The sequence below is a fragment of the Nocardia sp. JCM 38205 genome, assembly GCF_058222935.1.
Genome location: NZ_JBYHFL010000002.1, coordinates 847,508 through 872,777 on the forward strand (window position 1 = coordinate 847,508; position 25,270 = coordinate 872,777).

Genomic DNA, 25,270 nt, shown 5'->3' on the forward strand with positions numbered 1-25,270 from the left:
AGCAGCGCGATCATCGATCGCGCTGCTGGTGTGTTCGGGGTGTCCGAGTTAACCACTCCCACCACCGCAGCCCCCTCCGCCGCCACCGCTGGAATCGCCGCCGCTCCAGCCGCCGGAACTCCCACCGCTCCAGCTGTCGCCGCCCGCACCCCAGTCGATCGGTCCCGGGACGCTGTTCGAGCGATACCAGCTGCTGTCGGCGGACGAACCGCCGCCCTCGCGCGAACGGCCCGTCCGTGAAACGCTCTGACCCGCAGTGCCCGAGCGTGATCTATTCCGCGCCGCGTCGGTACCGCGCGAACCTCCGCGCTGCGAATCCTTCCCGAACCGGCCACCGCCCGAACTGATTCCGTGGGCGCCACTGGCGCGCGACCCGCTGCTTCGCCGTCCGGTCTCGCCGCGTGCTCGGCCGCCGCGCTGGTCGGGGGTTTTCGCGCCGTTGCCCTGCGGATCGCCGCCGCTGGCGCGCGATGTGTTCCCGGCGCTGGGTGCATCGCCGCGAGGCACGGAGCCGGCGCGTGCGTCGTCGGCGCGCCGCCAACCGCCGCCGCCAACGGTGCGTGAACTGCCGGCGAGCGGACCGCTGCTGCGAGCAGTACGGAATGTGACCCCCTCGCCCGGGCCGCCGTCGCGCGAACTCTCCTCGCGGCCACCGCTGTTCTCGCCGCCGACGAGATCACTTTCGGCGGATGCGTCCTCGGTGGCGCGGCCGAGGGAGCCGAGGGTGCGTTCGGTGCGGCGCAGCTCGGTATACACATCGGCGAGCGAGCCCGGCAGTTCGATCATCGAACCAGTCGCCGCGCGTTGCCATTTCTCCAGGCGCTGGGTGCGTTCGGCATCGGCGCGTCTGCGCACCCGGGCGGCCGCCTCCTGCGGACGGCGGTGCAGGTGCGAGCCGACCTCCAACAGCAGCAGCCCGAGTATCAGCGTTGCGACGAACCAGCCGCCCATCCCGTAGAGGTACCAGCGCGCGGCGTCCGGATGATCCGCGAGCAGCACCCATCCCAGGATGGCCAGGGGAAGAGCGAAGAGGGTGCGCAGCACGAATCTTCCGAGCGTGCGGGCGATATCGCCGGGCGCACGTCGGGCGGATCCCCGCGGCGGGTCGACGTCGGTCGGCTCGGGTTCCACAGGGATATCAGCGATGGCCGCGCGGTTGCGACGCAGCTCCGCCCAGTAGGCCGCGGCCGGCGTGTGCCGCTCCTGCGCCGCGATGTCCGCGCGGAATCGCAGCACCCCGTCTTGCAGATCGGTCGGTGTGACGAAGGCGCGCACCCGGGTGATCGTGCGCGACTCCGGCCGCGTGCGGGCCCACAGCAGTGCACTCTTGCCCGAGACCCGGGTCTGGCCGGTGCTGCGGGGAGCACCGGTGGCCAGTACCTCGATGGTGGCCGGCCGTCCGTCGGATCGGCCCGCCGCCCGCGAGATCCGTTCGATCCAGTGCGGGCCGGCGGCGCGCTGGAAGGCGTTCATCGAACTCACTTCCACCAGGTAGTGCCGGTGCCCGCGGCGCGGCGGTTCGTGCGCGGGGAAGCGCCAGGCCCGCCAGAGGCCGACGGCCACCCCGAGCTCGCGAACCGCACCGATGACCGCTCGGTCGCCGCGGTCCATCAGCAGCTCGGCCAGGTCGTCGTTTCCGGAGAGGTCGGTCAGATCGAGTCGATCCGGCATTCGCGACCAGGCCACCCGCAGCACGGCGGCAGGCACCGGCGCATACCGATGACGATGCGGGGCAGGCGCTTCCGCGCTCACCAGGCTGCGCGGCCCCGGCACCTGCCGCCCGCTGATTCCGGCTCGGAACACGGCGACACCGTCGACGAAAAACGGTGGCGGTCCAGCGGTCCGCAGATGCTCGGTCAGTGCGGGATCCGGTGCCAATCCGTACTCGTCGAGATAGTGCGCGACCGCTTCCGGCCACACCCAGCGCCCGTCGGTGCGGATCGTCATCGGTACCGGCACAGCGGATTCCGGCTCGACCGTATCCGGCACTCCGGTCGCCCGGCAGACCGCGGGCGCGGTGCGCAGGTAACGCACCGCTGCCCTGGTGTCGGTCAGCCGCGGGTGGTTCGCGGGGAAGCGGACGGGGTGCTCGGTGAACGGGGCGGGGATGCGCGGTGCCGTATCGTCCGCGGCCCACAGCAGGCACGAGCGCGCACGGGCGCCGAGTTGATAGCGCGGGAGATCGTCACCGGTGGTGTAGGCCTCGACCTGCCCGTCCGTCTCGCCCGCCGTGTGCAGCGCCGAGGCCACATCGGCGGCGACGATCCACGGCAGGCCCGCACCGCCCACCTCCACCAGGTAAACCCGCCGCGGTGTGCGCGGCCACCCCTCCGGATACGGTTGCGCGGGCCTGCGCCAGGACCGCCATACGCCGATCACCGAGCTGTGCTCGCGGGCCGCTTCGATGGCAGCGGTATCGATCTCGTCCGGCGCGTGATCGGCGCTGCCGGTGGCACCGGTCAGATCGAGCGCGCGCGGCATCGGCGCTACCGACAGTTCGGCGGATTCCGGTAGCAGCGGGGTGAATTCGAACGGGACCCGCGCGCCCGGCGCGGGTGCCACGACATCGCGCATGCCCCAGCGAGTGAACCGCGTTCCCAGGATCTCGGCCAGGGTCGTGAGTTCGGCAGGGCGTAGCGCGATCTTGCGGCGGCGCGCGATCGCCTCGACGGCGTAGGCGACCTCGCGCTGATCACCGAGGCTCAGGCTGTAGCGAAGATCGGTCAGGTACCGGTCCGGGATACGGCCGGCGAATCCGAGCAGCATGGCGTGCACGGCATCTGCGGATGTCATCGTTGATCCGAATTCGTCTGTGGGCGAGCGGTGGTGGTACCGCGCTCGTGGGCGGTGACCGATGGTAGTCAGCGCGCGGGCGCGCCGACAGGTGTTGTCCGCCGAAAACTCCGACCGGTGAGCGTAATTCGGCGCGGTGCGCCAACGGAGGCGAGCCTGCGCGGCCGATGCGGCGCAGGCCCACCGCCGCTCAGCGGTGCTGACGTAGCAGAGTGCGCACCAGCTCGCAGGTGGCATCCGAGGGTGGCCGCACGCCCGCGATCTCCGCGGCGGCCCTGATCTTGCGGTCGGTGGCATAGCCCGGCGCGTACACACCCGAATCGAGCAGAGCGATGGCCAGCCGCATCGCCTTGCGGCGCCGGTTGTGCAGGATGTACCAGGAGCGCGGGCGCCCGGCCGGTAGCGGACGCCGTGCGGGCGCGGTGTGGACGTGGTCGATGTGAGCTGCCTTCGAAGCCATCTGACATCCCTCCCGTGGTGATCCGGGGCACGCGCGCCCCTTCGAACATGTCTTCGATTCTACCCGCGGCCACCGACAAACTTCGTTGTGCGCAACGGTTTTCGGCCGCCCGACCGGCCGTTTCGGCCCATCTCGCCGGGATCGGAGTGCGTCGACGCGGCTGAACGCGGCCGGCGCCGCAGGCGTATCGTGCGGGCTATGACGGGAACGGAACGTCCGCGACGATTGCGGCGTACCCCTGCGATCCGGCGGCTGGTGGCGGAGACCTCACTCGAGCCGCGGCATCTGGTGCTGCCGATGTTCGTCGCCGACGGCATCGATGAGCCGCGCGAGATCGGATCCATGCCGGGCGTGCAGCAGCATTCGCTGGATTCGCTGCGCAAGGCCGCGGTCGAGGCCGTCTCGGCCGGTGTCGGCGGGCTGATGTTGTTCGGGGTGCCGCGTCCGGAGGACAAGGACGCCGCGGGCAGCGGGGCCACCGACCCGGACGGCATCCTCAACCGCGGCCTGCGCGCCCTGGCCGAGGAGGTCGGCTCGTCGACGGTGATCATGGCCGACACCTGCCTGGACGAATTCACCGATCACGGCCACTGCGGTGTGCTCGCCGCCGACGGCTCCGTCGACAACGACGCCACCCTCGACCGCTATGTGGAAATGGCCATCGCGCAGGCCGAGGCTGGTGCGGATCTGCTCGGTACCAGCGGCATGATGGACGGCCAAGTCGCCGCGATCCGGGGCGGTCTCGACGCCACCGGCCATCTCGATACCGGCATCCTCGCCTACGCGGCGAAATACGCCTCTGCCTTCTACGGCCCCTTCCGTGAGGCCGTCGGCTCCTCGCTCCAGGGCGATCGGCGCACCTACCAGCAGGATCCGGCCAATCGCCGCGAGTCGCTGCGCGAGGTCGAGCTGGATCTGGCCGAAGGCGCCGATCTGGTCATGGTGAAACCGGCCATGTCCTACCTGGACATCCTGCGCGAGGTGGCCGACCGCTCGACGGTGCCGGTGGCCGCCTATCAGATCTCCGGTGAATACGCGATGATCACCGCCGCCGCCGAACGCGGCTGGATCGACCGTCGCGGCGCCATCATCGAATCGCTGATCGGTATCCGCCGGGCGGGCGCGGACATCGTGCTCACCTACTGGGCGACCGAGGCGGCGCACTGGCTGTCGTGAACATGCCGAAACCGCCGGGCGCCGACCCGGCGCCCGTCATGCCCGAAGACGTCGGCACCGCGCGTCAGCTGTGGTGGGCCGCCATCGCGGTGGGCCTGGTGCAGTTGATCGCCTCGGTGATCACCGCCATCGGTCAGCGCGACAGCTTCACCGCGGACATGCTCGAACAGGCCCGGACGACCGACCCGCAGTTCAGCGAGGCGACCGCCGACCTCATGGTGACGATCGCGTTCGCGCTCGTCGTGGTGTTCGGCCTGGTGATCGCCGGGATCGGGCTGCTCGTGGTGCATCAGCTGGCTCGCGGCAAGGCCTGGGCGCGCGCGGTGCTCACCTTCGCCGGTGTGTGGCTGGTCTTCATGGCCATCGGGTCGTTGTTCGCGCTGGACGCGGTGAGCGGAATCGCCTCGCTGGTGGCCGGTGGCGCGGCCATCGTGCAGGGCGTGCTCGCGGCCGGCGCGATCTATCTGAGTCACCGTCCGGACTCGACCCGGTACTTCCAGATGAACCGGCGGTGAACGGTCGTCGGGGCCGGGGCTGAGTTTGTCGGGGCCGCGCCGACATGTATCGTGAGGGTTGTCACAGTAGGAGTGGGAACCCGAAGTGGTCGCCCCGACGCTCGGATATGGACGTCGCGACTGCTCCGGGAGATCGGAGGCAGTAATGCGAGTGGTGATCCAACAGCCACAGAGCGTTCGGCGGGATCTGCTCGTGTTGAGCCTGCTGGTGCTGTTCGGTCTGGTCACCGTCGCCGTCCTGCTGATCCCCGGCCTCCTCGGCTGATCTCCCCGCTGTCGCTGTCCCGGTCCCAGCCGTCATGAGCGGTGCTGCATGAACGATTCCGGGACCGTCCTGTTCGCCGAACCAGGCGGACGATGGCGCGCGGTCGCCTACGGGCCCGCGCTGTGCCTGCTCATCCTCATCCTGGAACTCGCCACCGGAAGTACGCCGCACTGGTTCGCCCTCGTCTTCTGCAGCGTGTTGATCGCCGGCTTCGTCGCGCTGCAAGTGGTCGCCGCGCGCAGGCACGTCAGCGTCGAACTCACTTCCGAAACCCTGCGTAACGGCACCGAGACGCTGCCGCTCGACGCCATCGACGCCGTCCTCGGCGAATCCGATGAGCAGAGCTGGGACGATGAACACTGGGAGTCCGCGCGTGCGCTCGGCGAACTGTCGGGGGTGCCGCGCCGCCGCACCGGGATCGGGCTGCGGCGCACCGACGGTGACGTGGTGCAGGCGTGGGCTCGCGATCATCGCGGCCTGCGCGCCGCGTTGACGACCGCACTGGACGAGCGCAGGCCCGATCCGCGACCGCGGGCCGGCGACGGGCCCGTCGAAGACGGCGCGCAGGCCGACGCGGGACCACGCGCGGTCGCCGACCCGACGCCCGAGCCGCGTCCCGACGAGAACGGAGCCGAGCGATGAACCGACGAATCGTGGCGATGGCCGTCGATGCGCTGATCGTGGTGGTGTGTGTCGTTGCGGCCGTGCTCAGTTGGCGTCAAGGCGTGCAGACCACGGAGTTCGCGCCGATGGGTGAGGTACCCGGGTTCAGCGCCACCCGCTATTCGGGCCCGTGGCTGGTGCTGGCGTCGCTGCTGATCGCGGCGGCGGGCCTGGCGCTGATCGATGTCGTCACCCGGATCGTGCGTACCCGCCGGGCAAACGATTCCGACCGGAATGTTTTTGCGGCCCAATCCGATTCGGCTACCGTCTGGGCCCGGGGGACCACTAGCGAAGGATGACGCCATGAATCGGCTGGTAACAAGGACCTGTGCGGCCGCAGCGGTGATCGCCGCGATCGGGTTCGCCGCCGCGCCCGCGAGCGCGGCCCCCGGGCTGCCGCTCGAGCCCGCACCACCGGCGGCGGTGTTCGCGCCGGAGACCGGTTCGGCGGGCGTCTACAACAACCTCATGTGCTGGCTGCACACCATCTCCGCCTCCGTGCCCTGCATGTACACCTGAGCGCGGCCCGATCGGGCTGCGGTGTGGGTCACTCCACTACACCCTGTCGTCGACGCGATCGGGTAGGGCTGCCAGACTGGAACGCGTGAGTTCTTCTCCGCGCGTGACCAGGGCAACGGTGCCGGTTTCCGCTCAGCTCTTCGAACGGGCCACCGAGGTGATTCCCGGCGGTGTCAACTCGCCGGTGCGGGCCTTCCACTCGGTCGGCGGCACACCCCGCTTCATCGCCTCCGCCAACGGCTGCACACTCACCGACGCCGACGGCAACGACTACGTCGATCTGGTGTGCTCCTGGGGCCCGATGATTCTCGGGCACGCCCATCCCGCCGTCGTCGAGGCGGTGCAGAAGGCGGCGACCGGCGGCCTGTCCTTCGGTGCGCCGACCGAGGCCGAGATCGAACTCGCCGAACACATCGCCGGGCGGGTCGCGCCGGTGGACCGGGTCCGGCTGGTGAACTCCGGCACCGAGGCCACCATGAGCGCGGTTCGGCTGGCCCGCGGCTACACCGGCCGCACCAAGATCATCAAGTTCGCCGGCTGCTACCACGGCCACGTGGACGCGCTGCTGGCCGACGCGGGCTCGGGTGTCGCCACCCTGGGCCTGCCCACTTCGCCAGGGGTGACCGGCGCTCAGGCCGCCGATACCATCGTGCTGCCCTACAACGACCTCGAGGCCGTCGCCGCCGCGTTCGCCGCGAACCCCGGCGAGATCGCCTGCGTGATCACCGAGGCGGCGGCCGGCAACATGGGTGCGGTCGCCCCCCTGCCCGGTTTCAACGCGGGCCTGCGCAAGCTGACCATCGAGCACGGCGCGCTGCTGATCATGGACGAGGTGATGACCGGTTTCCGGGTGAGCCCCTCCGGCTGGTTCGGGCTCGACGGCGTCGCGGGGGATCTATACACCTTCGGCAAGGTGATGAGTGGTGGCCTGCCCGCGGCGGCGTTCGGCGGCCGCGCCGAGATCATGAATCATCTGGCCCCGCTCGGTCCCGTCTATCAGGCCGGCACCCTGTCCGGTAACCCGGTGGCGGTCGCCGCCGGCCTGGCGACGCTGCGGGCCGCCGACGACGAGGTGTACGCCACGCTCGATCGCAACTCCGAACGTCTCGGCATCCTGTTCGCCGAGGCACTGGGTGAGGCAGGGGTCGAGCACCAGGTTCAGTTCGCAGGCAATATGGTGAGCGTGTTCTTCGCCGACTCCCCGGTCATCGACTACGCCACCGCCAAGGCGAGCCAGACCTGGCGTTATCCCGCCTTTTTCCACGCCCTGCTGGAGGGCGGTGTGTACGCGCCGCCGAGCGCGTTCGAAGCGTGGTTCGTGTCCGCGGCGCTCGACGAGGACGCTTTCGCCCGTATCGCCGCCGCCCTGCCCGCCGCCGCACACGCGGCCGCGGCCGCCACACCCGAAGGAACCCGCGCGTGAGCCAGCCCGATTCCGAGCGCGAACCCACCGACAACACCGCTGACGCGGCGTCGGCCGTCGAAGCCGCCACGGCCAAGGCCGCCGCGGCCAAGGCGGTCGCCGAGACCGCTGCCGCCGATGCCGTGGTCGCGAAGGCGGTCGCCGAGACCGCCGCTGCCGTCGCCGCCGCGGAATCCGATCCCGCTGTCATCGCCGAGGCCGTCGCCCAGACCACCGCCGCCGAGACCGCGATGGCCGAGGCCGTGGTCGCCGAGGCCGCTGCCGAGACCGCCGCCGCCGAAGCCGCCGCCGCGGCGGCCGCCGCCGAATCCGCCGCCGACGACCAGGACGATGCCGCGCCGGTGGCCGCCACCCAGCCGCGCATCCACGACGGCGGCGCCGCCGTCGAGACCATCGTGCATGTGCTGCGCCACGGCGAAGTGCACAACCCGAAGGGCATCCTCTACGGCAGGCTGCCCGGATTCGGGCTGTCGGTGTCGGGCCGGGCGCAGGCCGGTGCGGTGGCACGGGCGCTGGCCGATCACGACATCGCCGCCGTCATCGCCTCGCCGCTGCAGCGTGCCCAGGAGACCGCCGAGCCGATCGCGGCGCAGCACGGGCTGATCGTGCGCACCGACGAGAACCTGATCGAGGCCGGCAACACCTTCGAGGGCCTGCGCGTATCCGTCGGTGACGGCGCGCTGCGCAAGCCACGGCACTGGTGGAAGCTGCGCGACCCGTTCACCCCGTCCTGGGGTGAGCCCTACCTGCAGATCGCGCACCGCATGCTGGCTGCGGTGAACAAGGCTCGCGCCGAGGCCACCGGCCGGGAAGCGGTGCTGGTCTCGCATCAGCTGCCGGTGTGGACGCTGCGTCGTTTCCTCCAGGGGCAGCGGCTCTGGCACGATCCGCGCCAGCGCCAGTGCTCGCTGGCGTCGCTGACCTCGCTGGTCTATCAGGGCGACACCCTCGTCGACATCGTCTACTCCGAGCCCGCGGGCGGTTCGGATCCCACGGTGCACGGGGCATGAGAAGGAAGGTGTCGTCACGGCGGGCCCGGCTGATGCCGGTCCTGCTGGCCTGCGTGGCGCTGGTCGCCGCGGCGGTGACCGGTTGCGCGACCGGTGACGACGCGGTGGCTTCCGGCGGCACCTTCGAATTCGTCTCGCCCGGCGGTAGGACCGAGATCTTCTACAACCCACCCAGCTCACGCGGCACCATCGGGAAGCTGTCCGGCCCCGACCTGATGAACGAGGGCGCCGATATCGCGCTCTCCGATTTCACCGGGCAGGTCGTCGTGCTGAATCTGTGGGGCCAGTGGTGCGGGCCCTGCCGCGCGGAGGCACCCGCGTTGGAGCAGGTCTACGAGCAGACCAAGGATTCCGGGGTCGCCTTCCTCGGTATCAATGTCCGCGATCCGCAGCGCGACAAGGCGCAGGATTTCGTCGTCGACAACAAGATCGGCTATCCGTCGATCTACGACCCGTCCATGCGCACCCTGCTCGCGCTCGGCGGGAACTTCCCCACCAGCGTCATCCCGACGACGCTGGTCCTCGATCGTCAGCACCGGGTGGCCGCCATCTTCCTGCGCGCGGTGCTGGCCGAAGATCTACAACCTGTCGTCGAGAGCATCGCTCGCGAGGAACCTGCCGGGGGGACCGTCAGTCAAGCGCCGGAGGGGCGATGAACACCCTCCGGGAAGCCACACAGGAGAGACGATGAAACCGGTCCGCAGCCGGACGGCGGTGCGCCGCCGCTACCCGTCGACCCGTCCGCCCCGCGGTGTGCGCGCGGAGGTGATGGTTCGCTCCTCGCTCGGCCACTGGGTGCTCGAGTATCGCACCGCCCCCGCCTCCGCGGCGCTCACCCGTCCCGATGACGACCACGAGGCCGCCGACACGGCGCCCGATCCGGAGCAGCAGTGACGGTTCTGGCCGGGGTGGGTGATTCGTTCCAGCAGACAGCGGCCACCGGGCCGCTGCTGCTGGCACTCGGCGCCTGCCTGCTCGCCGGACTGGTCTCGTTCGCCTCGCCGTGCGTGGTGCCGCTGGTGCCGGGGTATCTGTCGTACCTGGCCGGGCTGGTCGGGGCCGAGGCGCCGCCCGCGACGGTGGCCGAGGCGAAGGGCACGTCCGGGTCGTCGGTCGCGCTGGCGCAGCGCGCCCCGGTCCGGGCGGCTCGGATGCGGGTCGCGGGCGCGGCCGGATTGTTCGTCGCCGGATTCACCGTGGTGTTCGTCTTGGCGACGGCCACCGTGTTCGGCGTCATCCAGACCTTGAACGTCAATCGCGAGTTGCTGATGCGCCTCGGCGGTGTGGTCACCATCCTGATGGGCCTGGTGTTCATCGGCCTGGTTCCCGCTTTGCAGCGCGACACCAGGATGGAACCGCGCAGACTGACCAGCATCGCCGGCGCCCCGCTGCTCGGCGGTGTGTTCGCCCTCGGCTGGACCCCGTGTCTCGGTCCGACGCTGTCGGGCGTGATGGCCGTGGCGGCGGGCACCGAGGGCACCACCGCGGCCCGTGGCGTCGCGTTGATCGTGGCGTACTGCCTGGGGCTCGGGCTGCCGTTCGTGATTCTGGCGTTCGGGTCGGCCAGCGCGTTGCGCGGCGTCGGCTGGCTGCGGCGCAACTCCAGGACCATCCAGGTGATCGGCGGATTGCTGCTGGTCGCCGTCGGCATCGCGCTGGTCACCGGCGCCTGGGATCAGTTCGTGGCATGGGTGCGCGACGGGTTCGTTTCCGAGGTGACCCTGCCGATATGACCGTGATCGACCGTCCCGACGCTCCGGCGCGACCGCCGCGCCAATCGCTACCAGGTCGGGTACTGGCCTTCGTGCGCAATACCTGGCGCGGACTCACCAGCATGCGCACCGCGCTGGTGCTGCTGTTCCTGCTGGCGCTGGCCGCCATCCCCGGCGCGCTACTGCCGCAACGGGAACTCAACGAGTCGAAGGTCGCCCAGTACATCGCCGACCGGCCGACGCTCGGCCCTTGGATGGACCGCTTCCAGCTGTTCGATGTGTTCTCCAGTTCGTGGTTCACCGCGATCTACGTGCTGCTGTTCATCTCGCTGGTCGGGTGCATCCTGCCCCGCGCGGTCGACCACTACCGCGCGCTGCGCACCCCGCCGGTCCGGGTGCCGCGCAACCTGAAGCGGTTGCCGCACCACTACTCCGCGACGGTCGACGGCACCCCCGACGACGTGATCGCCACCGCGACCGGCCAACTGCGCCGCTGGCGCACCGTAGTCCGGCGCCCGGGCGCGAGCGACGGGCCCGAAGGCGGCAGCTCGCGTAACCACGAAGGGCACCGGGAGCGCCGAGCCGAACACGGTGACCGCGACGGCGAGGTGACGCTCTCGGCGGAGAAGGGGTACTCGCGCGAGCTCGGCAACCTGGTCTTCCATCTGGCGCTGGTCGGGCTGCTGGTGTCGATCGCGGTGGGCAAGCTGTTCGGCTACGAGGGCAGCGTCATCGTCATCGCGAACAACGGTCCCGGTTTCTGCAGTACGTCACCCGCGGCGTTCGACTCGTTCCGGACCGGTTCGGCCAACGACGGCACCGGCATGACGCCGATCTGCGTGCGGGTCAAGGATTTCCACGCCGACTACCTCGACAACGGCCAGGCCGAGATGTTCCGCTCCAACATCGCCTATCAGGCCGGCGAGGACTTCGCGACCGATACCTGGCGGGAGACCGAGATCCGGGTGAATCACCCGCTGCGTGTCGCCGGCGACCGCATCTACCTGCAGGGCCACGGTTACGCGCCGACGTTCACGGTGAAGTTCCCGAACGGCGAGACCCGCACCGAAACCGTGCAGTGGCGCCCCGACGACGCCACCACCTTCCTGTCCAGTGGTGTCCTGCGCTTCGATCCGCCCGGCGGGCTGTACCCGACCGAGCAGGAGCGCCGCGACAACCAGATCGCGATCGAGGGCCTGTTCGCGCCGACCGCCAACCTGCACGGCACGCTGCTCACCTCGTCGTATCCGGAGATGAACGATCCGGCCGTCGCCGTCGACATCTACCGCGGTGACACCGGCTTGGACACCGGGCGTCCGCAGTCGCTGTTCGCGCTCGATCAGGAACTGATCCGGCAGGAACGGCTCACCAAGGAAGCCAGGGTCAACCTGCGTCCCGGCGAGTCCACGACATTGTCGAACGGCACCGTGGTGACCTTCGACGGCGCGGAGGAGTTCGTCAACCTGCAGGTCTCGCATGATCCGGCGCAGCAGTGGGTGCTGGTGAGCGCGGTGACGATGATGGCAGGGCTGTTGGTGTCGCTGCTGGTCTCGCGCCGGCGAATCTGGCTGCGCGTGTACCCGGCCGAGGCCGAAGCGGGTACCGTTGACCAACGACGCGTCGTAGTAGAGATGGGTGGACTCGCCAGGTCCGATCAGGCCGGGTGGGGCGGGGAGTTCGATCGGTTGCGCGCACGCCTGCTCGGTGCGGGCGCGCCCGACGACGCGGCGACGCCGACCGGGAAGACCACGGGAGATAGATGATGCAGATCGACGAAACCCTCGCGCGCTACAGCGACTTCGCGTACATGTCCGCGATCTTCGTGTACGCGTTGGTGCTCGTACTGCTGATCGTGCAGTACGCGTCGGTGCGCACCCGCAAGGTGGTCGAGCGCGAGCTGGTGGCCGCGGGCGGTGGTTCGGTCGCCGTCGATCCGGCGGTCCCCGGCAAGATCGTCGAAGCGCCGCGGCTGCCGCTGTCGGAGCGCCTGGGCAATATGGCGTTCTCGGTGCTCTTCGTCGCGGTCGCACTGCATGTGCTCTCGATCGTGCTGCGCGGCTTCGCCACCCATCGGTTCCCGCTGGGCAACATGTACGAGTTCGTCACCATGGCGACGGCGGCAACGGCCGTGGTGGGGCTGATCTTCCTGCGCGATCAGAAGTACCGGGCCATGTGGGTGTTCCTGCTGGTTCCGCTGCTGATCCTGATGTTCCTGGCCGGCACCGTGCTCTACGCCGACGCAGCGCCCGTCGTGCCCGCGCTCAAATCGTTCTGGCTGCCGATCCACGTGACGATCGTCAGCGTCGGCAGCGGTGTGTTCATGGTGTCGGGTGTGGCGAGTCTGCTGTTCCTGTACCGCATCCGGCAGCCGCAGGGCCAGGAGTCGGACAACGTCTTCGGCACCATCGCCCGTCGCCTGCCCGACGCGCGCACGCTGGACCGGATCGCCTACAAGACCACCATCATCGGTTTCCCGCTGTTCGGTGCGGGCGTCATCCTCGGCGCCATCTGGGCCGAAGCCGCCTGGGGCCGGTTCTGGGGCTGGGACCCCAAGGAGACCTGCTCGTTCATCGCCTGGGTCCTCTACGCCGCCTACCTGCACGCCCGCGCCACCTCGGGCTGGCGCGACACCAAGGCCGCCTGGATCAACGTCGCCGCCTTCGTGGCGATGCTGTTCAACCTGTTCATCATCAACATGGTGGTCTCCGGCCTGCACTCCTACGCCGGCCTGAACTGAGGCCGGGCGCTGGCGGTGAGTACGGCGCGGACCAGGCACAACTATGCCGGGCGGTCGGTGGCGGAGCGGCGGGCCGAGCGCCGGGCGCTGTTTCTCGAGGCGGGCCTGACGGTCTTCGCGGAGCAGACCTACGCCGCGAGTTCGATCTCGGATGTGTGCGCCGTGGCGGGGCTGTCGCGGCGGCAGTTCTATGAGCAGTACACGGGGCGGGAAGAGCTGCTGGTCGACGTGTACGACCACGTGCAGCAGCGGGCGCGGGCGGCATTCCGGGAAGGGCTGTCGAGCGCGGGCGTCGCCGAACCGCGGGCACTGATCGAGGCGGGTCTGCGCGCGTACGTGCATGCGATCACCGATGATCCGCGCTGCGTGCAGGTCGCGTTCGTGGAGATCGTGGGCGTCAGCGACGCCGTGGAACGGCATCGGGCGCAGGTGCGTGACGAATGGGGCGAGGTGATCGCGGAAACGGCGTCGGCGGTGCCCGCGGTGAGTACCCCGCCGGGCGGCTGGCAGCTGGCCATGGCGGGGTTCATCGGGGCGGTGAACGGCGCGGTGCATCGGTGGAGTCAGCAGCGGCCGCGGCCGCCGGTGGACGAACTGCTCGCGGTGCTGTCGACGGTGCTGCTCGCACTGGTCCTGCCTGGTACCGCGACCGATTGATTGCGATCTGGGACACATCCGTGCCATAGTGGGCGCCGAAGTTGAGACGTTGGCGTCTCAAATTGAAGTGAGGATGTGGGTCGATGAAGACCAAACCGGGGTGGGTTCGCCGGATCTGCACGTTGTCCCTCAGCGCCGTCGCCGTATTCGCCGTGGTCGGCACCCCGGCGGCTGCCGAGCCCGCGCCGCAGGCGATCGAACCGGCTCGGGTGCTGCCGTTGCCGCCGGAACTGGATCCGGGCTTCTACCATCCGCCCGCCGAGGTGTTCGGCGCCAAGGCGCCCGGTGAGATCATCGCGGTGCGACAGGTGAACGTCGGCAACTTCGGGCTCATCCCGCTCAACGTCGACGCCTGGCAGGTGTCCTACCGGTCCAACAACAGTCGCGACGAGCCCATCCCGGCCGTGGCCACCCTGATCAAGCCGCGCGGCACCGCGCCGACACCGCGCAAGCTGCTGTCGGTGCAGATCGCCGAGGATTCCACCGCCGGTTACTGCACGCCGTCCTATGCGCTGCAACATCTTTCGGTCGCGCCGTTCGTCGGCCAGATCGTCGCACCCGCGGAGTTCCTCTTCGCCCAGGCCGCACTGCAACAGGGCTGGGCGGTCGTGATCCCCGACCATCAGGGCCCGAATTCGGCGTACGCGGCCGGACCGCTGGCCGGGCGCATCACCCTCGACGGGATCCGCGCGGCCACCTCGTTCGCGCCGCTGGAGGTCGGGCCGGACGCACCGGTCGGCATGTACGGCTACTCCGGCGGTTCCATCGCCACCGGTCACGCCGCCGAACTGCACCGGACCTATGCGCCCGAACTGAACATCGCAGCGACCGCGATGGGCGGCGTCGGCGCCGATCTCGGTGCGGCGCTGGAGATGTCGAACAACCAGGCCACCTCGGGCCTCGTCTTCGCCGCGGTGATGGGGCTCTCCCGCGAATACCCCGAGTTCGCCGCGTTTCTCGACCGCAACCTCGACCCCTTGGGCAAGACCTTGATGACGCTCAAAGCCCCACTGTGCGTGCAGTATCAGTCGAGCCTGTTCCCGTTCCTGAACATGAAGGGCATGATGCGCACCCAGGGTGACCCGATGCGCGATCCGGCCGTCGCGGCGATGCTCGACGACACCCGCATGGGCCGCTCGGTCCCCGCAATGCCCGTGTTCATCTGGCATTCCGCCTGGGATGAGATTTTGCCGCTGCACGCGACCGACCAGCTGGTCGACACCTACTGCACGGACCCGAACGCCCAGGTCACCTACACCCGCGACCATGCGAGCGAACACATCGTCGCCGAGGTCACCGGCGGCCCCGCCGCGCTGGTGTGGATGCGCGACCGCCTCAACGGCGTCCCCGCCACCCGCGGCTGCACAACCACCGACGTCCCCTCGATGCTCGGCACCCCGGGCCAGCTGGATTTCATGGGCTCCATGCTCGGCGAAACCTTCGCCTCGTTCTTCGGTAAGCCGATCGGGGCGCGGTAACCCGGCGATCCCCGCGCGGAGATTAACGCGACTGTGAGTGACATGTATCACAGATCATCTGGCGTGCCGTTGCCCGGGTGAGCGTGTCGTTCGAGATAGCGCGCTGTGCCGGTGCGTGCGGGAGCTCGAGGAGGGTTGCGCGTGGATGCTGCGGACTTCGCGGGGGAATCGTTCGGACAGAGACCGGGCGATAGCGCCCTGGCGCGGTTGGTGCGGGTGGCGAGCGGGTTGTCGGAGGAGGCGCAGCGGTATCTGGTGATGATCGCCGATCGGCTGCGCGTCAGTGAGGGATTACCGCTCTTGGATGACGCGGGTGAGCTGCGGGAGGACGGTGACGGGCCCGCACCGAGAATCGACCGGGACGGCCACGTCGACTCGTCACACGCGCGCGACTGATCCGAGCGTCAGTGCTCGGCGGGCCCGGGGTCGCCGTCCGGGTGCTGCTGACGCGAGATGCGCCAGAGGAATTCGGGGTCGTCATCCGGGCCGAGGACACGCTTGGGGGCGCGTCGCGGTGGCGCGGGCATACCCGCACCTCGGTCGGGGCCGAACGCCTTCCAGCACAGCACCGCGATCGCCACGACCGCGATGAGTGCCAACAGGTACGTCACGTCGCTCACCTCCTGCTACCGAGGGTAGACCCGCGCCGGGCCCGCGCGCATCGAGACGTGCGATACCCGCCACGACAGCTGCGGACGGACCGTGTCGTGGCGGGCGGATCGAGACCGATCAGCGCGTGGTGGCCTCGGTGGTGAGCGACTTCAGCAGCTGCATGACCTCGGACTCACGGAACCGGCGGTGCCCACCCGGGGTGCGCAGCGACCCGAGCCGACCGGCGTGCGCCCACCGGGTGACGGTCTTCGGATCGACATGGAACAGGGCGGCAACCTGGCCGGGCGTCAGCAGGGTGTCCTGGCCGCCGACGGTGATCGCGGTCATAGCAAACTCTCCGTTCTCGACAGTAACTATCCCTCATCAAGATGCCGCCATAGTCGCACCGCGACCCCCAGGTACTCGAATGACCTACTGTTGGTAAAGGGGAGGTAATAGACAAATCGGATATTGTGCGCATCGGACCGCGCGATGATCGCCGCAGCGGACCCCGTAGGCCAACGAGGTCGGGGGAGCGCCGGGTCGAGTGCCCGAAGGACCTCCGCTTACTCTGGACATCGTGAGTGACGCATCGCGACCGGAAGGGGCATCCGCCCGGCAAACCAGTGGTTCGACGGGTGGGCGGCTGGCCCGCAACCTGGCCCTGTACACCGTGGCCCGGCTCGGCCTGGTCGCGCTGATCACCGCGGTGATCGTGGTCGCGGCGAAGCTCATCGACGTGCAGATCCCGCTGGTGGTGGCCGCGCTGTTCGCGCTCATCATCGCGATGCCGCTGTCGCTGATCCTGTTCAAGGGCCTGCGCACCAAGGTCAACGAGGACATCGCCGTGGTCGACGAGCGTCGCAGGCAGGACAAGGCGCAGTTGCGGGCTCGGCTGCGTGGTGACGAGCCGGGCGATCAGGGCGGGTCGAAGGCGTGAAGTACGTCGACCGGAGCGCCCCGCGTGCCTGGGTCGACAATGCCGTCCGGCTCATCGACGCCGACACCCAGCGCAGCGCCGACACCCATCTGCTGCGGTATCCGCTGCCGGTCGAGTGGGATATCCAGCTCTATCTGAAGGACGAGTCCACTCACATCACCGGCAGCCTCAAGCACCGGCTGGCACGTTCGCTGTTCCTGTACGCCCTGTGCAATGGCTGGATCACCGAGAACACCACCGTGGTCGAGGCGTCGTCCGGGTCGACGGCGGTGAGCGAGGCCTACTTCGCGAAACTGCTCGGCCTGGATTTCGTCGCCGTGATGCCCGCCAGTACCTCGCCGCAGAAGATCGCGTTGATCGAGGCGCAGGGCGGACGCTGCCATTTCGTGCAACGCCCACCGGAGATGTACACCGAGGCCGCGCGGCTGGCCGCCGAGTGCGGTGGTCACTACATGGACCAGTTCACCCATGCCGAGCGGGCGACGGACTGGCGCGGCAACAACAACATCGCCGAATCCATCTTCGAGCAGCTGAAACTGGAGAATCACTCGGTGCCGGAGTGGATCGTCACCGGCGCGGGCACCGGCGGTACCGGCGCCACCATCGGGCGCTACATCCGCTACCGCAGGCACGCCACGAAACTGGCGATCGTGGACCCGGAGAACTCGGCGTTCTACGGCGGTTACGAAACCGGTGATCCCGGCTACCAGACGGGCATGTCGTCGCGGATCGAGGGCATCGGGCGCCCGCGGGTGGAGCCGTCGTTCATCGCGCAGGTGGTGGACCGGATGATCGAGGTGCCCGACGCCGCCTCCATCGCCACCGCGCGTCATGCGAGCCGGGTGCTCGGCCGGCGCGTCGGTGGTTCCACCGGCACCAATCTGTGGGGCGCGTTCGCGCTGATCGCCGAGATGCTGGCGCAGGGTCGCACCGGCAGCGTGGTCACCCTGCTCTGCGACGGCGGTGACCGGTACGCGGGCACGTATTTCGACGACGACTGGGTGGCCCGACAGGGCCTGGACCTGGACGAACCGGCCGCCGTACTGGCCGATTTCACCGCGACGGGCATCTGGCGCGGCTGATCGGCTGCCCTCCTCACGTGTCCCGGCCTAGCCGGATCGCGCCGCGCTCTGCCGATCGCGCGCGGACCTGCCTGCCTTCGATGTCGACCGGCCGGTCGACTCGGGCCCTGTGCCGGCGGTCGCGCGGACGCCGGCCAGGATCGTGTCCACCAAAGCCGCGATATAGGCGGCGGATTCGGCTTTCGCCCGTTCCCGCAGATGCGGCGGCGTCGCGGTGACGTGATTGGACACCGCTCCGGCGATCAGATCGGCGACCAGGGCGACCGAAGTCTGCGGTGGCAGCTCCCCGCGTTCGATGCCGCGCCGGATGATCGCGCGGGTGGCGCGCAGATGCTCCGGGTAGGGATCGCCGGCGAGAGTGTCGGCGAGTTTCGCGACCCGATGCGCGTCGGCCGACAACTGGCGTGCCAGTGATCCGTCATCGGTGCTTTCGTGCGCCAGCCAGCTGGTGGCGAACTCGATCAGGTCTGTCCGCAGATCGCCGGTGTCGATATGGGCGATGAACCGGATCCGCGAACGCACCGCGTCCACCAGTAGCGCCTCTTTCGATGGCCACCGCAGGTAGAGCGACCCTTTGCCGATGCCGGAGCGCCGTGCCACCTCGTCCAGCGTGAACCCGCTCCAGCCGCGTTCGGCATAGACCGTGCGGGCGGCCTGGTGGGCGCGGTGTTCCAGCTCCGGATCGCGCGGACGCCCGGCTCGTCGCGTGTCAACCACCGACACATTGTGGCACCGGTCTCATTTTCCTATTTACGACGGTTCACGTCCGTAATAGGCTGGCGCGACATTGCTGCGATGTCCGTCACAGTGGCCGCGCCGCTCACGACGGTGACCTGGAGGTATGCCGATGATCACCCCGCCGACCGACCTCGGTTCCTGGATTGCCCGCAGGGCCGCTTCCGGGCCGGCCCGCCCGGCCATCACCTTCGACGGGCAGACGCTGACCTACGGCGCGCTCCTCGAACGCGTCGACCGGCTGGCCGCGGAACTGGTCGCGGGCGGGGTGCGGCCCGGCGACCGGGTCGGCTACCTCGGACTGAACCATCCCGATTTCCTGGTCACATTGTTCGCGGCGTCGCGGGCGGGCGCGGTGTTCGTCCCGCTCAACTTCCGGCTGACGGCCGCCGAGCTGGGTTACATCCTCGGCGACGCCGGCGTGCACACGTTGATCGCCGATACGGACCGGGCCGAGATCGTCGACCCGGTGCTCGCCGAATCCGGGGTGAACCGGTCGATTTCGCTGACCGCGCGCCCCGGGTGGGAGGTCCTCGACGAGCTGCTGACGGCCCGGGAACCGATCGCCGAGCCGAAACATCCAGACGCCGACGACGTAGCGGTGATCATGTACACCTCCGGCACCACCGGCAAGCCCAAGGGCGCGATGCTGACCCACGGAAACCTGTTCTGGAACAACGTCAACGCGCTGCTTTCCTTCGACACCCTCCACGACGACGTCTCGCTGGTCTGCGCACCGCTGTTCCATATCGGCGGGCTGAATGTGACGACGCTGGTGTCGTTGCAGAAGGGCGCGCACCTGGTGCTGATGGCCGCGTTCGACCCGGCGCAGGCGCTGGCGCTGATCGCCGAGCACAAGGTCACCACCATGTTCGGGGTGCCGGCGATGTATCTGTTCATGGCCCAGGTGCCACAGTTCGCGACCACGGATCTGTCGAGTGTGCGGACCTTCATCTGTGGTGGCGCGCCGGTACCGGAGGCGCTCATCACCCGCTACGGCGAGCGTGGGGTGCCCTTCGCCCAGGGCTATGGCCTGACCGAAACCGCGCCGCTGGCGCTGGTGCTGTCCACCGACGATGTGGCCACCCGGATCGGCGCCGCCGGGCACAAGGTGTTGCCGCTGTCGGATGTGCGCCTGGTCGATCTGGACAACAACCCGGTGCCCGACGGCGAGCGTGGCGAGATCTGTGTGCGCGGGCCGCAGGTCATGAAGGGCTATTGGAACAACAAGGCGGCTACCGACGCGGTCATCGATGCCGAGGGCTGGTTCCACACCGGTGATATCGGGCAGGCCGACCAGGACGGCTTCGTCTACGTGGTCGACCGGGTCAAGGACATGGTGATCACCGGCGGCGAGAACGTCTACCCGGCCGAGGTGGAGAACGTTCTGTACCGGCATCCGGCGGTGGCCGAGGTGGCGGTGCTCGGGCTGCCGCACGAGAAGTGGGGTGAGGCGGTGACGGCCGTCGTCGCCACCCAGCCCGGCGCCTCGCTCACGCTGGACGAGTTGCGCGAATTCGCGCGCGGCGATCTGGCCGGATACAAGGTGCCGTTGCGGCTGGAGTTCGTCGACGCGCTACCGCGCAATGCGTCGGGCAAGGTGCTGAAGTACCGCTTGCGCGAGCAGTTCGGCGCGGCGACAGGCTGATCGCGGCGGCTGCGATCGGCAGCGCCCCGGTATTCGGCTCTCGGACTCGCCTTCCCGTCGGGTGGAAGCGAGTGAACGTCGAGATTCGGCAGGGGCGCTTTCTTTTCGCCGGTGATGTCAATTTTTGTTGACAAGGGCCGTGTCGTCAATCAAAATTGACGTCATGACGGAAGCAACCACGCTGGCAGCGGCGGCCGGCAGCCCCGATCCAGAGGTCGGGCTGCGGGCCGTGCTGGCATTGCGCAGGCTGCTCGAACGGCTCGAAGCGATCCAGGTGGCCAACGCCAGGGATCAGGGCTGGTCGTGGCAGGCCATCGCGGATGCCCTCGAGGTCAGCAAGCAGGCGGTACATCAGAAATACAACCGGAGAGGCAGGGGCCGCTGATGTTCGAACGGTTCAGCAAACACGCGCGCATGGCCGTCGTCGTGGCACAAGAGGAGGCCAGGCAGCTGCGTGCGCCCGAAATTCGCGTCGAACACGTACTGCTCGGTGTGCTGTCGCAGGCCGAGCCCGTGATGAAGGACGCGCTGGCCTCGGCCGGACTCACCCACGAGCGAGTGACGGCGGCGCTGGCGGAGGACGGAGAGAACGCACCGCTGGGCGACCGCGACGCCGAAGCCCTGCGCTCCATCGGCATCGACCTCGACGCGGTACGCGACAGTCTCGAGGCCACCTTCGGCGAGGACGCGCTCGACCGTGCCGAACCACCGCAGCCGCGTGGACGGTTCGGGCGCGGCGGGATGGCCTTCGGCCATATCCGGTTCTCCCGCGAGGCGAAGAAGACGCTCGAGCTCGCGCTGCGGGAGGCGTTGGCACGTAAGGACAAGGGCATCGAATCCGGGCATATCCTGCTGGCGATTCTGCGGGCGCCGAACGCCACGACGGCGGCGTTGATCGGCGGCGACGAGCAGGCGGACGCGCTGCGCACGCGGGTGCACGCGCTACTGGACCGGGCCGCCTGAACACCGAAGATTCGGCTCGGTGCCGCCCGGATCCGAGATTCGGGCTCTAGCATGGCTCCATGCAGCTTGTGCTTCGGTTGGTCATCAACGCCTTCGCCATCTGGCTGGCCGCGACGTGGATCGACAAGATCGACATCATCAGCCCGGAGGATCAGGGCAACGGCGCCAAGATCATCACACTGCTGGCGGTCGCGGCCGTGTTCACCGCGGTGAACGCCCTCGTCAAGCCGATCGTGCAGCTGCTGTCGCTGCCACTGGTGATCGTGACCCTCGGGCTGTTCCTGCTGGTGGTCAATGCCCTGATGCTGTGGCTGACGGCCTGGATCACCGAATTCACCGATTACGGCCTGCGCATCGACGGCTTCTGGGCCGCGTTCTGGGGCGCGATCATCGTCACGGTGGTGAACTGGCTGCTGGGTGTGCTCGTGCCCGATCGGGACTGAGAATCCCGCTACCCGGCGGTGCGGGCGGGCGCCCAGGTCTATTCGCCCTGGCTGGTATTCGTGCGTGACCGTGCCCGCGGTTCACAACCACTCGGTGACGTCCATGGGCGCACCGTCATCGTCGAGCGGCGGCTCGATGCCGCGCGATCGCGGGGTTCCGAAATTCGAGGGCGGTCCGGGTTCGACGGCGACATCCAGCAACGCGTCGAAGTCGGCGAGGGTAGCGGCCAGCCGGGGCGCATTGCCGCGGTGGATCTCCGGTTGCGCCCGGCCACGGAAGTCGTGGGTCAGCCAGATGTCGTGGTGGACCTCGAGATCGACGACAGGTTCCGTGCCGGTCAGATCCACCCCCACGCGCACCAGATCGTCCTCGGTGTGCGGGGATCCGGCGGCGTCGAATCGGGTGCCCGGCCCAGCGACGGTGAGCGCACCGATCGTCGCATGGCCGGGAACGTCGGCCGGGCGGGCGGCATCGAGCAGCGCGGGCACGGTGGGATCGGCGAGACCGGCGGCCAGCGCAACCGCGGATTGCGCTCCCGGCACGATCCGCCCCTCGACCAGCCAGCGGCAACTCACCCGCGACGCCGTCAACAGACCGTGCCTGCCTGCGCAACTCGTAAGCCGGTCCGCCAGCTCGAACTGCGCGGCCACCCCTCGTCCGACACCGGTCGGCCACCAGGTCCAGACGAACGAGAACGCCGGCGCCCGAAGCGGTTCGGCCGCGGTCATTCCGGGAAGACTTTCGCGCCGTCGGGAATGATCAGCTCCTTGTCGTCGGAAAAGCGCAGCACGAACGCGATGCCGCTGGAGGCGGAGCGGTCGTGCAGCGAACGCAGCGTATCGGTATCCAGGGCCGTCGACGGCGCGGCGACCTCGAGCACACCCACCTTCCGCTCGGCGGGCGCGTCCACCAATTGTTTGACCACCGAGGCCGTCGCCGACCGCAAGCCCTTGATCGAGGCGACCTCTTTCGCCTGGTAGGCGAAGGTCACCCGACCGTCGGGCCCCTTGATGCCGACGTCGATATCGAAGCGCCCCTGGCCCTCCTTCGTCCGGCCGAACACCAGATCGTGATGGCCGCGCCGATACAACTCGTCACCGAGGCGCAGTTCCTGCATGGCCGCCGGCCGGGCCGCGGACGGCCCGCGGAACTTCGACACCAGATCTTTGAAGCCCTCCGACCCGGCGAGATGCCCCTTGCCGATGATATCGGCGGCCTCGGCGCCCATCGGGCTGCTGTTCGCATTGCGCAGAGCCTGAATCGTTTTCTGTTTATCGGGCCCGGAAACACCGAGGCGATCCATGACGCTCGACACCGCCGCGACCTGATCCTCGCGCATCGGCTTCCCCGCACCGCCACGCTCCTGGGCCGAACTGCTCGTCCGGTCATAGCGCTGCGTCCACTTCGGCTGGGGCAGCGTGCCACCGGTCTCGGTGTAGCGGCGGTAGCTGTTCGGGGCGTCCTGGGAGATGTCCTTGACCTGGCGGCCCCGGTCGACGGTCTTGTCCTGGAGTTCGGTGACCTGCTGCGGATCGAGGGCACGCACGGTGACCTGGATGGTGGCCGTGATCGGCCGGGTCTGACCGGCGGGGATCAGCTGTGGATCGTAGGTCGCGCTGCACGACAGCGTCGTCGAGCCATTGGCGGGCATGGTGCCGCTCCCGTTGCAGCCGGCCCCGAGCGCCACCGGCACCGACGACTGCATGGTGACGCTGTAGTCGAACCTGACGGTGGTGACCCGGATATCCCGCGAGGTGTTCACCGTATTGGTGATGACGAACTGGATCGTGCAGACGCCGAGGCAGGGGTTCTGTAAGAACTGGCCGTTGATATTGCCGCCCACCGAGATCCGCGAATCCACCGCGTTGCCGAGGTCGTTCACCCGGCCCGGCAGTTCCTCGTAGATGCCGAGGGCGTCGTCGGCCTCGCCGGATTCCGGTTCGAGGGTGAACTCGGGTAGTTCAGGGTCCCCGTCGCCGGAGTCGGCGGAGTCGCCGGACGAGGACGCGCTGACGATCCGGTCGATGACCGGCGGCTCGGACGCGTCGCTCGATTCGCCTGCCGCATCGAAATTGCGCACATAGGTGGTGATGGAGCCGCTGGTGATCGGCGTCGATGGGTGCCCGTCGATCTCGATCGGGTCACCCACGGTGACGTCGGCGCTGCGCTCGGCCTCGGGATCGAGCGCCAGCGCCAGCCGTGCCGGTGCCAGGGTGCTCGCGAGATCGAACCCGAAGCGCTCCGGCCCGATCAGCACCGGCACGTCTTTGTATCGCGCGGCGTCCTCGGCGGATTCGCCGAGCGCGAGCCACGCCTGCTCGCTGCCCCACAGGAAGGATTTCCCGCCGACACCGAGGTAGTCCATGCCGATGCCCTCACGCACCGACACCGTGCCCGTCGCATCACCGACGTTGGTGACCGTGAGATCCACCCGAAGCCGCCCGGCCGACGCCCCTGTCGGTTTCACCGTCCCGGTGAAATGCGTGGCGGGCGTATCCAGCAACCGCAACTGCGCGGACGCCAACGCCGACCGGCCGCGCTGCTCGACGGTGGGCCCATCGCCGGTGCGCAGCACGAACACCGCACTGCCCACCCCGATCGCCGCCACGACCAGGATCACCAGCGACGCGATGATCCAAGGCCGCCGCCGCGCCCGCACCGGCGTGCCCGCGCCGAGCATCGGCGCACCACGCTGCGGATCGAACCCGAATCCCGGATCAGGATGCGAGCCGAACGGTCCGCCCTGACCAGGCGGGCCAGGATGCTGTGGATAGGGACCGCCGGGCCCCGGTCCTCTGGTGTGCGGGGAATAGAGGCCGCCCGGACTCTGCCCGCCGGGCTGCGGGGGAAGGGGATCGCCCGGGTTCTGGCTGCCGGGTTGCGGTGGCGGCGGTGCGCCGATGGGTGCGTGGCCGCCGGGCTGCGGGGGATAGGGATTGTCGGGACTCTGCCCACCTGGCTGTGGGGGATTCGGGCCGCTGGGGCTCTGGCCGCCGGGCTGCGGGGGATATGGCCCGCTGACCGGCATCCATCCGCCGGATTGTGGTGGGTACGGCGCAGCGTGCTGCGCCTGCGGTCCGGGGTGCGGCGGGAAGGGCGCGCTGGGCGGCGTGTGTTCGCCGGGTTGCGCTGGGCGTGGTCCGCTGGCTGGTGGCTGTCCGCTGGGTCGCGGTGGGAACGGCTCACCGCCCGGCCAGTATTCGCCGGACGGCGGGATCGACGGGGGAGTCGGCGCCGAATGTCCTTGCACCGGAGCCTGGTACGAGCCCGGTCCCGCCGGGCCGGGCGGGTAGGAGCCCGGCGGCACGGGCGGAGGGGGCTGGTTGGGCTCGGGCGGCTGGTGGTCAGGAGGCGGGCCGGAAGCCGGCGACGGTGATCCCATCGGCGGACGCTGCCCGGGCGGTGGCGTCTGTGGCTGCGGTATCGCGGGCCGGTTCTGATCGGCGCTATCCGGGTTAG

Annotated in this window: 28 protein-coding genes; 21 read left to right on the forward strand and 7 right to left on the reverse strand. The window is 69.4% G+C overall.

What is annotated here, in order from left to right; translation table 11 throughout:
* Positions 1 to 48: 48 nt before the first annotated feature.
* Positions 49 to 2,793 carry a hypothetical protein gene (locus tag AC4HOU_RS10730; RefSeq protein ID WP_490724439.1) on the reverse strand — a complete coding sequence of 915 codons (2,745 nt, stop codon included), beginning with the start codon at positions 2,791 to 2,793 and terminating at the stop codon, positions 49 to 51.
* 190 nt (positions 2,794 to 2,983) lie between these two features.
* Positions 2,984 to 3,253 (reverse strand): hypothetical protein, encoded by a 270-nt coding sequence (locus AC4HOU_RS10735; RefSeq protein WP_163810209.1) that lies wholly within the window; start codon positions 3,251 to 3,253, stop codon positions 2,984 to 2,986.
* Positions 3,254 to 3,451: 198 nt separating this feature from the next.
* On the opposite strand from AC4HOU_RS10735, the gene hemB reads away from it, so the two are divergent.
* The 15 genes from hemB (at position 3,452) to AC4HOU_RS10810 (ending at position 15,804) form a co-directional block, all read left to right on the forward strand.
* Positions 3,452 to 4,429, forward strand: a complete 978-nt coding sequence (gene hemB, locus AC4HOU_RS10740) for a porphobilinogen synthase (RefSeq protein WP_163810207.1) — start codon at positions 3,452 to 3,454, stop codon at positions 4,427 to 4,429.
* 2 nt (positions 4,430 to 4,431) lie between these two features.
* Positions 4,432 to 4,944, forward strand: a complete 513-nt coding sequence (locus tag AC4HOU_RS10745; RefSeq protein WP_228806699.1) for a hypothetical protein — start codon at positions 4,432 to 4,434, stop codon at positions 4,942 to 4,944.
* Positions 4,945 to 5,257: 313 nt separating this feature from the next.
* Entirely contained in the window at positions 5,258 to 5,851 is a 594-nt protein-coding gene (gene mce1N / locus AC4HOU_RS10750; protein ID WP_490724440.1) for a transport-regulating membrane protein Mce1N, read from the forward strand.
* The gene (locus AC4HOU_RS10755) at positions 5,848 to 6,171 is read left to right on the forward strand and encodes a hypothetical protein (RefSeq protein WP_490724441.1); all 324 of its coding nucleotides are present in this window, start codon (positions 5,848 to 5,850) and stop codon (positions 6,169 to 6,171) included. Before mce1N ends, AC4HOU_RS10755 begins: the two co-directional genes overlap by 4 nt.
* 4 nt (positions 6,172 to 6,175) lie before the next feature.
* Entirely contained in the window at positions 6,176 to 6,391 is a 216-nt protein-coding gene (locus AC4HOU_RS10760) for a hypothetical protein (protein WP_163810198.1), read from the forward strand.
* Positions 6,392 to 6,476: 85 nt separating this feature from the next.
* On the forward strand, positions 6,477 to 7,814 hold the full coding sequence (hemL, locus tag AC4HOU_RS10765) for a glutamate-1-semialdehyde 2,1-aminomutase (RefSeq protein WP_163810196.1): 1,338 nt from the start codon (positions 6,477 to 6,479) through the stop codon (positions 7,812 to 7,814).
* 230 nt (positions 7,815 to 8,044) lie between these two features.
* Complete coding sequence (locus AC4HOU_RS10770) at positions 8,045 to 8,824, forward strand: histidine phosphatase family protein (RefSeq protein WP_490724474.1); 780 nt, start codon at positions 8,045 to 8,047, stop codon at positions 8,822 to 8,824.
* Positions 8,821 to 9,480 carry a TlpA disulfide reductase family protein gene (locus tag AC4HOU_RS10775; protein WP_194991398.1) on the forward strand — a complete coding sequence of 220 codons (660 nt, stop codon included), beginning with the start codon at positions 8,821 to 8,823 and terminating at the stop codon, positions 9,478 to 9,480. The genes AC4HOU_RS10770 and AC4HOU_RS10775 overlap by 4 nt, the downstream gene beginning before the upstream one ends.
* A gap of 31 nt (positions 9,481 to 9,511) precedes the next feature.
* Positions 9,512 to 9,718: a hypothetical protein gene (locus tag AC4HOU_RS10780; protein WP_490724442.1), complete on the forward strand. Its 207-nt coding sequence runs from the start codon at positions 9,512 to 9,514 to the stop codon at positions 9,716 to 9,718.
* Positions 9,715 to 10,557 carry a cytochrome c biogenesis CcdA family protein gene (locus tag AC4HOU_RS10785; protein ID WP_195020114.1) on the forward strand — a complete coding sequence of 281 codons (843 nt, stop codon included), beginning with the start codon at positions 9,715 to 9,717 and terminating at the stop codon, positions 10,555 to 10,557. Before AC4HOU_RS10780 ends, AC4HOU_RS10785 begins: the two co-directional genes overlap by 4 nt.
* Complete coding sequence (gene resB, locus AC4HOU_RS10790) at positions 10,554 to 12,299, forward strand: cytochrome c biogenesis protein ResB (protein WP_490724443.1); 1,746 nt, start codon at positions 10,554 to 10,556, stop codon at positions 12,297 to 12,299. The genes AC4HOU_RS10785 and resB overlap by 4 nt, the downstream gene beginning before the upstream one ends.
* Positions 12,299 to 13,273, forward strand: a complete 975-nt coding sequence (gene ccsB, locus AC4HOU_RS10795; RefSeq protein WP_163810185.1) for a c-type cytochrome biogenesis protein CcsB — start codon at positions 12,299 to 12,301, stop codon at positions 13,271 to 13,273. The genes resB and ccsB overlap by 1 nt, the downstream gene beginning before the upstream one ends.
* A gap of 15 nt (positions 13,274 to 13,288) precedes the next feature.
* Entirely contained in the window at positions 13,289 to 13,930 is a 642-nt protein-coding gene (locus AC4HOU_RS10800; protein ID WP_490724444.1) for a TetR/AcrR family transcriptional regulator, read from the forward strand.
* Positions 13,931 to 14,013: 83 nt separating this feature from the next.
* Positions 14,014 to 15,408, forward strand: a complete 1,395-nt coding sequence (locus AC4HOU_RS10805) for a lipase family protein (protein ID WP_490724445.1) — start codon at positions 14,014 to 14,016, stop codon at positions 15,406 to 15,408.
* A 141-nt stretch (positions 15,409 to 15,549) separates the two neighbouring features.
* Entirely contained in the window at positions 15,550 to 15,804 is a 255-nt protein-coding gene (locus AC4HOU_RS10810; RefSeq protein WP_195020111.1) for a hypothetical protein, read from the forward strand.
* An 8-nt stretch (positions 15,805 to 15,812) separates the two neighbouring features.
* On the opposite strand, the gene AC4HOU_RS10815 is transcribed toward AC4HOU_RS10810, so the two are convergent.
* Together AC4HOU_RS10815 and AC4HOU_RS10820 are read right to left on the reverse strand one after the other, a co-directional pair.
* Positions 15,813 to 16,019: a hypothetical protein gene (locus tag AC4HOU_RS10815; RefSeq protein WP_195020110.1), complete on the reverse strand. Its 207-nt coding sequence runs from the start codon at positions 16,017 to 16,019 to the stop codon at positions 15,813 to 15,815.
* A gap of 118 nt (positions 16,020 to 16,137) precedes the next feature.
* Positions 16,138 to 16,347 (reverse strand): BldC family transcriptional regulator, encoded by a 210-nt coding sequence (locus AC4HOU_RS10820; protein WP_036540564.1) that lies wholly within the window; start codon positions 16,345 to 16,347, stop codon positions 16,138 to 16,140.
* 232 nt (positions 16,348 to 16,579) lie between these two features.
* Between AC4HOU_RS10820 and AC4HOU_RS10825 the strand changes: the two genes are divergently transcribed.
* Together AC4HOU_RS10825 and cds1 are read left to right on the forward strand one after the other, a co-directional pair.
* Entirely contained in the window at positions 16,580 to 16,939 is a 360-nt protein-coding gene (locus AC4HOU_RS10825; RefSeq protein ID WP_175585787.1) for a DUF4229 domain-containing protein, read from the forward strand.
* On the forward strand, positions 16,936 to 18,021 hold the full coding sequence (gene cds1 / locus AC4HOU_RS10830; protein ID WP_163810175.1) for an L-cysteine desulfhydrase Cds1: 1,086 nt from the start codon (positions 16,936 to 16,938) through the stop codon (positions 18,019 to 18,021). The genes AC4HOU_RS10825 and cds1 overlap by 4 nt, the downstream gene beginning before the upstream one ends.
* A 27-nt stretch (positions 18,022 to 18,048) precedes the next feature.
* Here cds1 and AC4HOU_RS10835 read toward each other — a convergent pair whose 3' ends face one another.
* The gene (locus AC4HOU_RS10835) at positions 18,049 to 18,738 is read right to left on the reverse strand and encodes a TetR/AcrR family transcriptional regulator (protein WP_163810173.1); all 690 of its coding nucleotides are present in this window, start codon (positions 18,736 to 18,738) and stop codon (positions 18,049 to 18,051) included.
* A 124-nt stretch (positions 18,739 to 18,862) separates the two neighbouring features.
* Between AC4HOU_RS10835 and AC4HOU_RS10840 the strand changes: the two genes are divergently transcribed.
* The 4 genes from AC4HOU_RS10840 to AC4HOU_RS10855 all read left to right on the forward strand — a co-directional run bounded on the left by AC4HOU_RS10840 (position 18,863) and on the right by AC4HOU_RS10855 (position 21,810).
* The gene (locus tag AC4HOU_RS10840; protein WP_490724446.1) at positions 18,863 to 20,404 is read left to right on the forward strand and encodes an acyl-CoA synthetase; all 1,542 of its coding nucleotides are present in this window, start codon (positions 18,863 to 18,865) and stop codon (positions 20,402 to 20,404) included.
* Between the two features lie 163 nt (positions 20,405 to 20,567).
* On the forward strand, positions 20,568 to 20,789 hold the full coding sequence (locus tag AC4HOU_RS10845) for a helix-turn-helix domain-containing protein (RefSeq protein WP_130917983.1): 222 nt from the start codon (positions 20,568 to 20,570) through the stop codon (positions 20,787 to 20,789).
* A complete protein-coding gene (locus AC4HOU_RS10850; RefSeq protein ID WP_163810169.1) occupies positions 20,789 to 21,367 on the forward strand; it encodes a Clp protease N-terminal domain-containing protein in 579 nt (192 codons plus the stop codon). The genes AC4HOU_RS10845 and AC4HOU_RS10850 overlap by 1 nt, the downstream gene beginning before the upstream one ends.
* A 59-nt stretch (positions 21,368 to 21,426) precedes the next feature.
* Entirely contained in the window at positions 21,427 to 21,810 is a 384-nt protein-coding gene (locus tag AC4HOU_RS10855) for a phage holin family protein (protein WP_163810167.1), read from the forward strand.
* Between the two features lie 81 nt (positions 21,811 to 21,891).
* Here the strand turns inward: AC4HOU_RS10855 and AC4HOU_RS10860 are convergent, their stop codons facing one another.
* Both AC4HOU_RS10860 and AC4HOU_RS10865 read right to left on the reverse strand, forming a co-directional pair.
* Positions 21,892 to 22,539 carry a hypothetical protein gene (locus tag AC4HOU_RS10860; RefSeq protein WP_490724447.1) on the reverse strand — a complete coding sequence of 216 codons (648 nt, stop codon included), beginning with the start codon at positions 22,537 to 22,539 and terminating at the stop codon, positions 21,892 to 21,894.
* Positions 22,536 to 24,491 carry a hypothetical protein gene (locus AC4HOU_RS10865; protein ID WP_490724448.1) on the reverse strand — a complete coding sequence of 652 codons (1,956 nt, stop codon included), beginning with the start codon at positions 24,489 to 24,491 and terminating at the stop codon, positions 22,536 to 22,538. Before AC4HOU_RS10865 ends, AC4HOU_RS10860 begins: the two co-directional genes overlap by 4 nt.
* Between the last annotated feature and the right edge of the window lie 779 nt (positions 24,492 to 25,270).

What these genes read in the sequence shown, in the direction of transcription:
- AC4HOU_RS10730 (WP_490724439.1), bottom strand. Translation starts at nt 2,793, where the DNA reads ATGACATCCGCAGATGCCGTGCACGCCATGCTGCTCGGATTCGCCGGC.
- AC4HOU_RS10735 (WP_163810209.1), bottom strand. Translation starts at nt 3,253, where the DNA reads ATGGCTTCGAAGGCAGCTCACATCGACCACGTCCACACCGCGCCCGCA.
- hemB (WP_163810207.1), top strand. Translation starts at nt 3,452, where the DNA reads ATGACGGGAACGGAACGTCCGCGACGATTGCGGCGTACCCCTGCGATC.
- AC4HOU_RS10745 (WP_228806699.1), top strand. Translation starts at nt 4,432, where the DNA reads ATGCCGAAACCGCCGGGCGCCGACCCGGCGCCCGTCATGCCCGAAGAC.
- mce1N (WP_490724440.1), top strand. Translation starts at nt 5,258, where the DNA reads ATGAACGATTCCGGGACCGTCCTGTTCGCCGAACCAGGCGGACGATGG.
- AC4HOU_RS10755 (WP_490724441.1), top strand. Translation starts at nt 5,848, where the DNA reads ATGAACCGACGAATCGTGGCGATGGCCGTCGATGCGCTGATCGTGGTG.
- AC4HOU_RS10760 (WP_163810198.1), top strand. Translation starts at nt 6,176, where the DNA reads ATGAATCGGCTGGTAACAAGGACCTGTGCGGCCGCAGCGGTGATCGCC.
- AC4HOU_RS10770 (WP_490724474.1), top strand. Translation starts at nt 8,045, where the DNA reads ATGGCCGAGGCCGTGGTCGCCGAGGCCGCTGCCGAGACCGCCGCCGCC.
- AC4HOU_RS10775 (WP_194991398.1), top strand. Translation starts at nt 8,821, where the DNA reads ATGAGAAGGAAGGTGTCGTCACGGCGGGCCCGGCTGATGCCGGTCCTG.
- AC4HOU_RS10780 (WP_490724442.1), top strand. Translation starts at nt 9,512, where the DNA reads ATGAAACCGGTCCGCAGCCGGACGGCGGTGCGCCGCCGCTACCCGTCG.
- resB (WP_490724443.1), top strand. Translation starts at nt 10,554, where the DNA reads ATGACCGTGATCGACCGTCCCGACGCTCCGGCGCGACCGCCGCGCCAA.
- ccsB (WP_163810185.1), top strand. Translation starts at nt 12,299, where the DNA reads ATGCAGATCGACGAAACCCTCGCGCGCTACAGCGACTTCGCGTACATG.
- AC4HOU_RS10805 (WP_490724445.1), top strand. Translation starts at nt 14,014, where the DNA reads ATGAAGACCAAACCGGGGTGGGTTCGCCGGATCTGCACGTTGTCCCTC.
- AC4HOU_RS10820 (WP_036540564.1), bottom strand. Translation starts at nt 16,347, where the DNA reads ATGACCGCGATCACCGTCGGCGGCCAGGACACCCTGCTGACGCCCGGC.
- AC4HOU_RS10840 (WP_490724446.1), top strand. Translation starts at nt 18,863, where the DNA reads ATGCCGATGATCACCCCGCCGACCGACCTCGGTTCCTGGATTGCCCGC.
- AC4HOU_RS10845 (WP_130917983.1), top strand. Translation starts at nt 20,568, where the DNA reads ATGACGGAAGCAACCACGCTGGCAGCGGCGGCCGGCAGCCCCGATCCA.
- AC4HOU_RS10850 (WP_163810169.1), top strand. Translation starts at nt 20,789, where the DNA reads ATGTTCGAACGGTTCAGCAAACACGCGCGCATGGCCGTCGTCGTGGCA.
- AC4HOU_RS10855 (WP_163810167.1), top strand. Translation starts at nt 21,427, where the DNA reads ATGCAGCTTGTGCTTCGGTTGGTCATCAACGCCTTCGCCATCTGGCTG.
- AC4HOU_RS10860 (WP_490724447.1), bottom strand. Translation starts at nt 22,539, where the DNA reads ATGACCGCGGCCGAACCGCTTCGGGCGCCGGCGTTCTCGTTCGTCTGG.
- AC4HOU_RS10865 (WP_490724448.1), bottom strand. Translation starts at nt 24,491, where the DNA reads ATGCTCGGCGCGGGCACGCCGGTGCGGGCGCGGCGGCGGCCTTGGATC.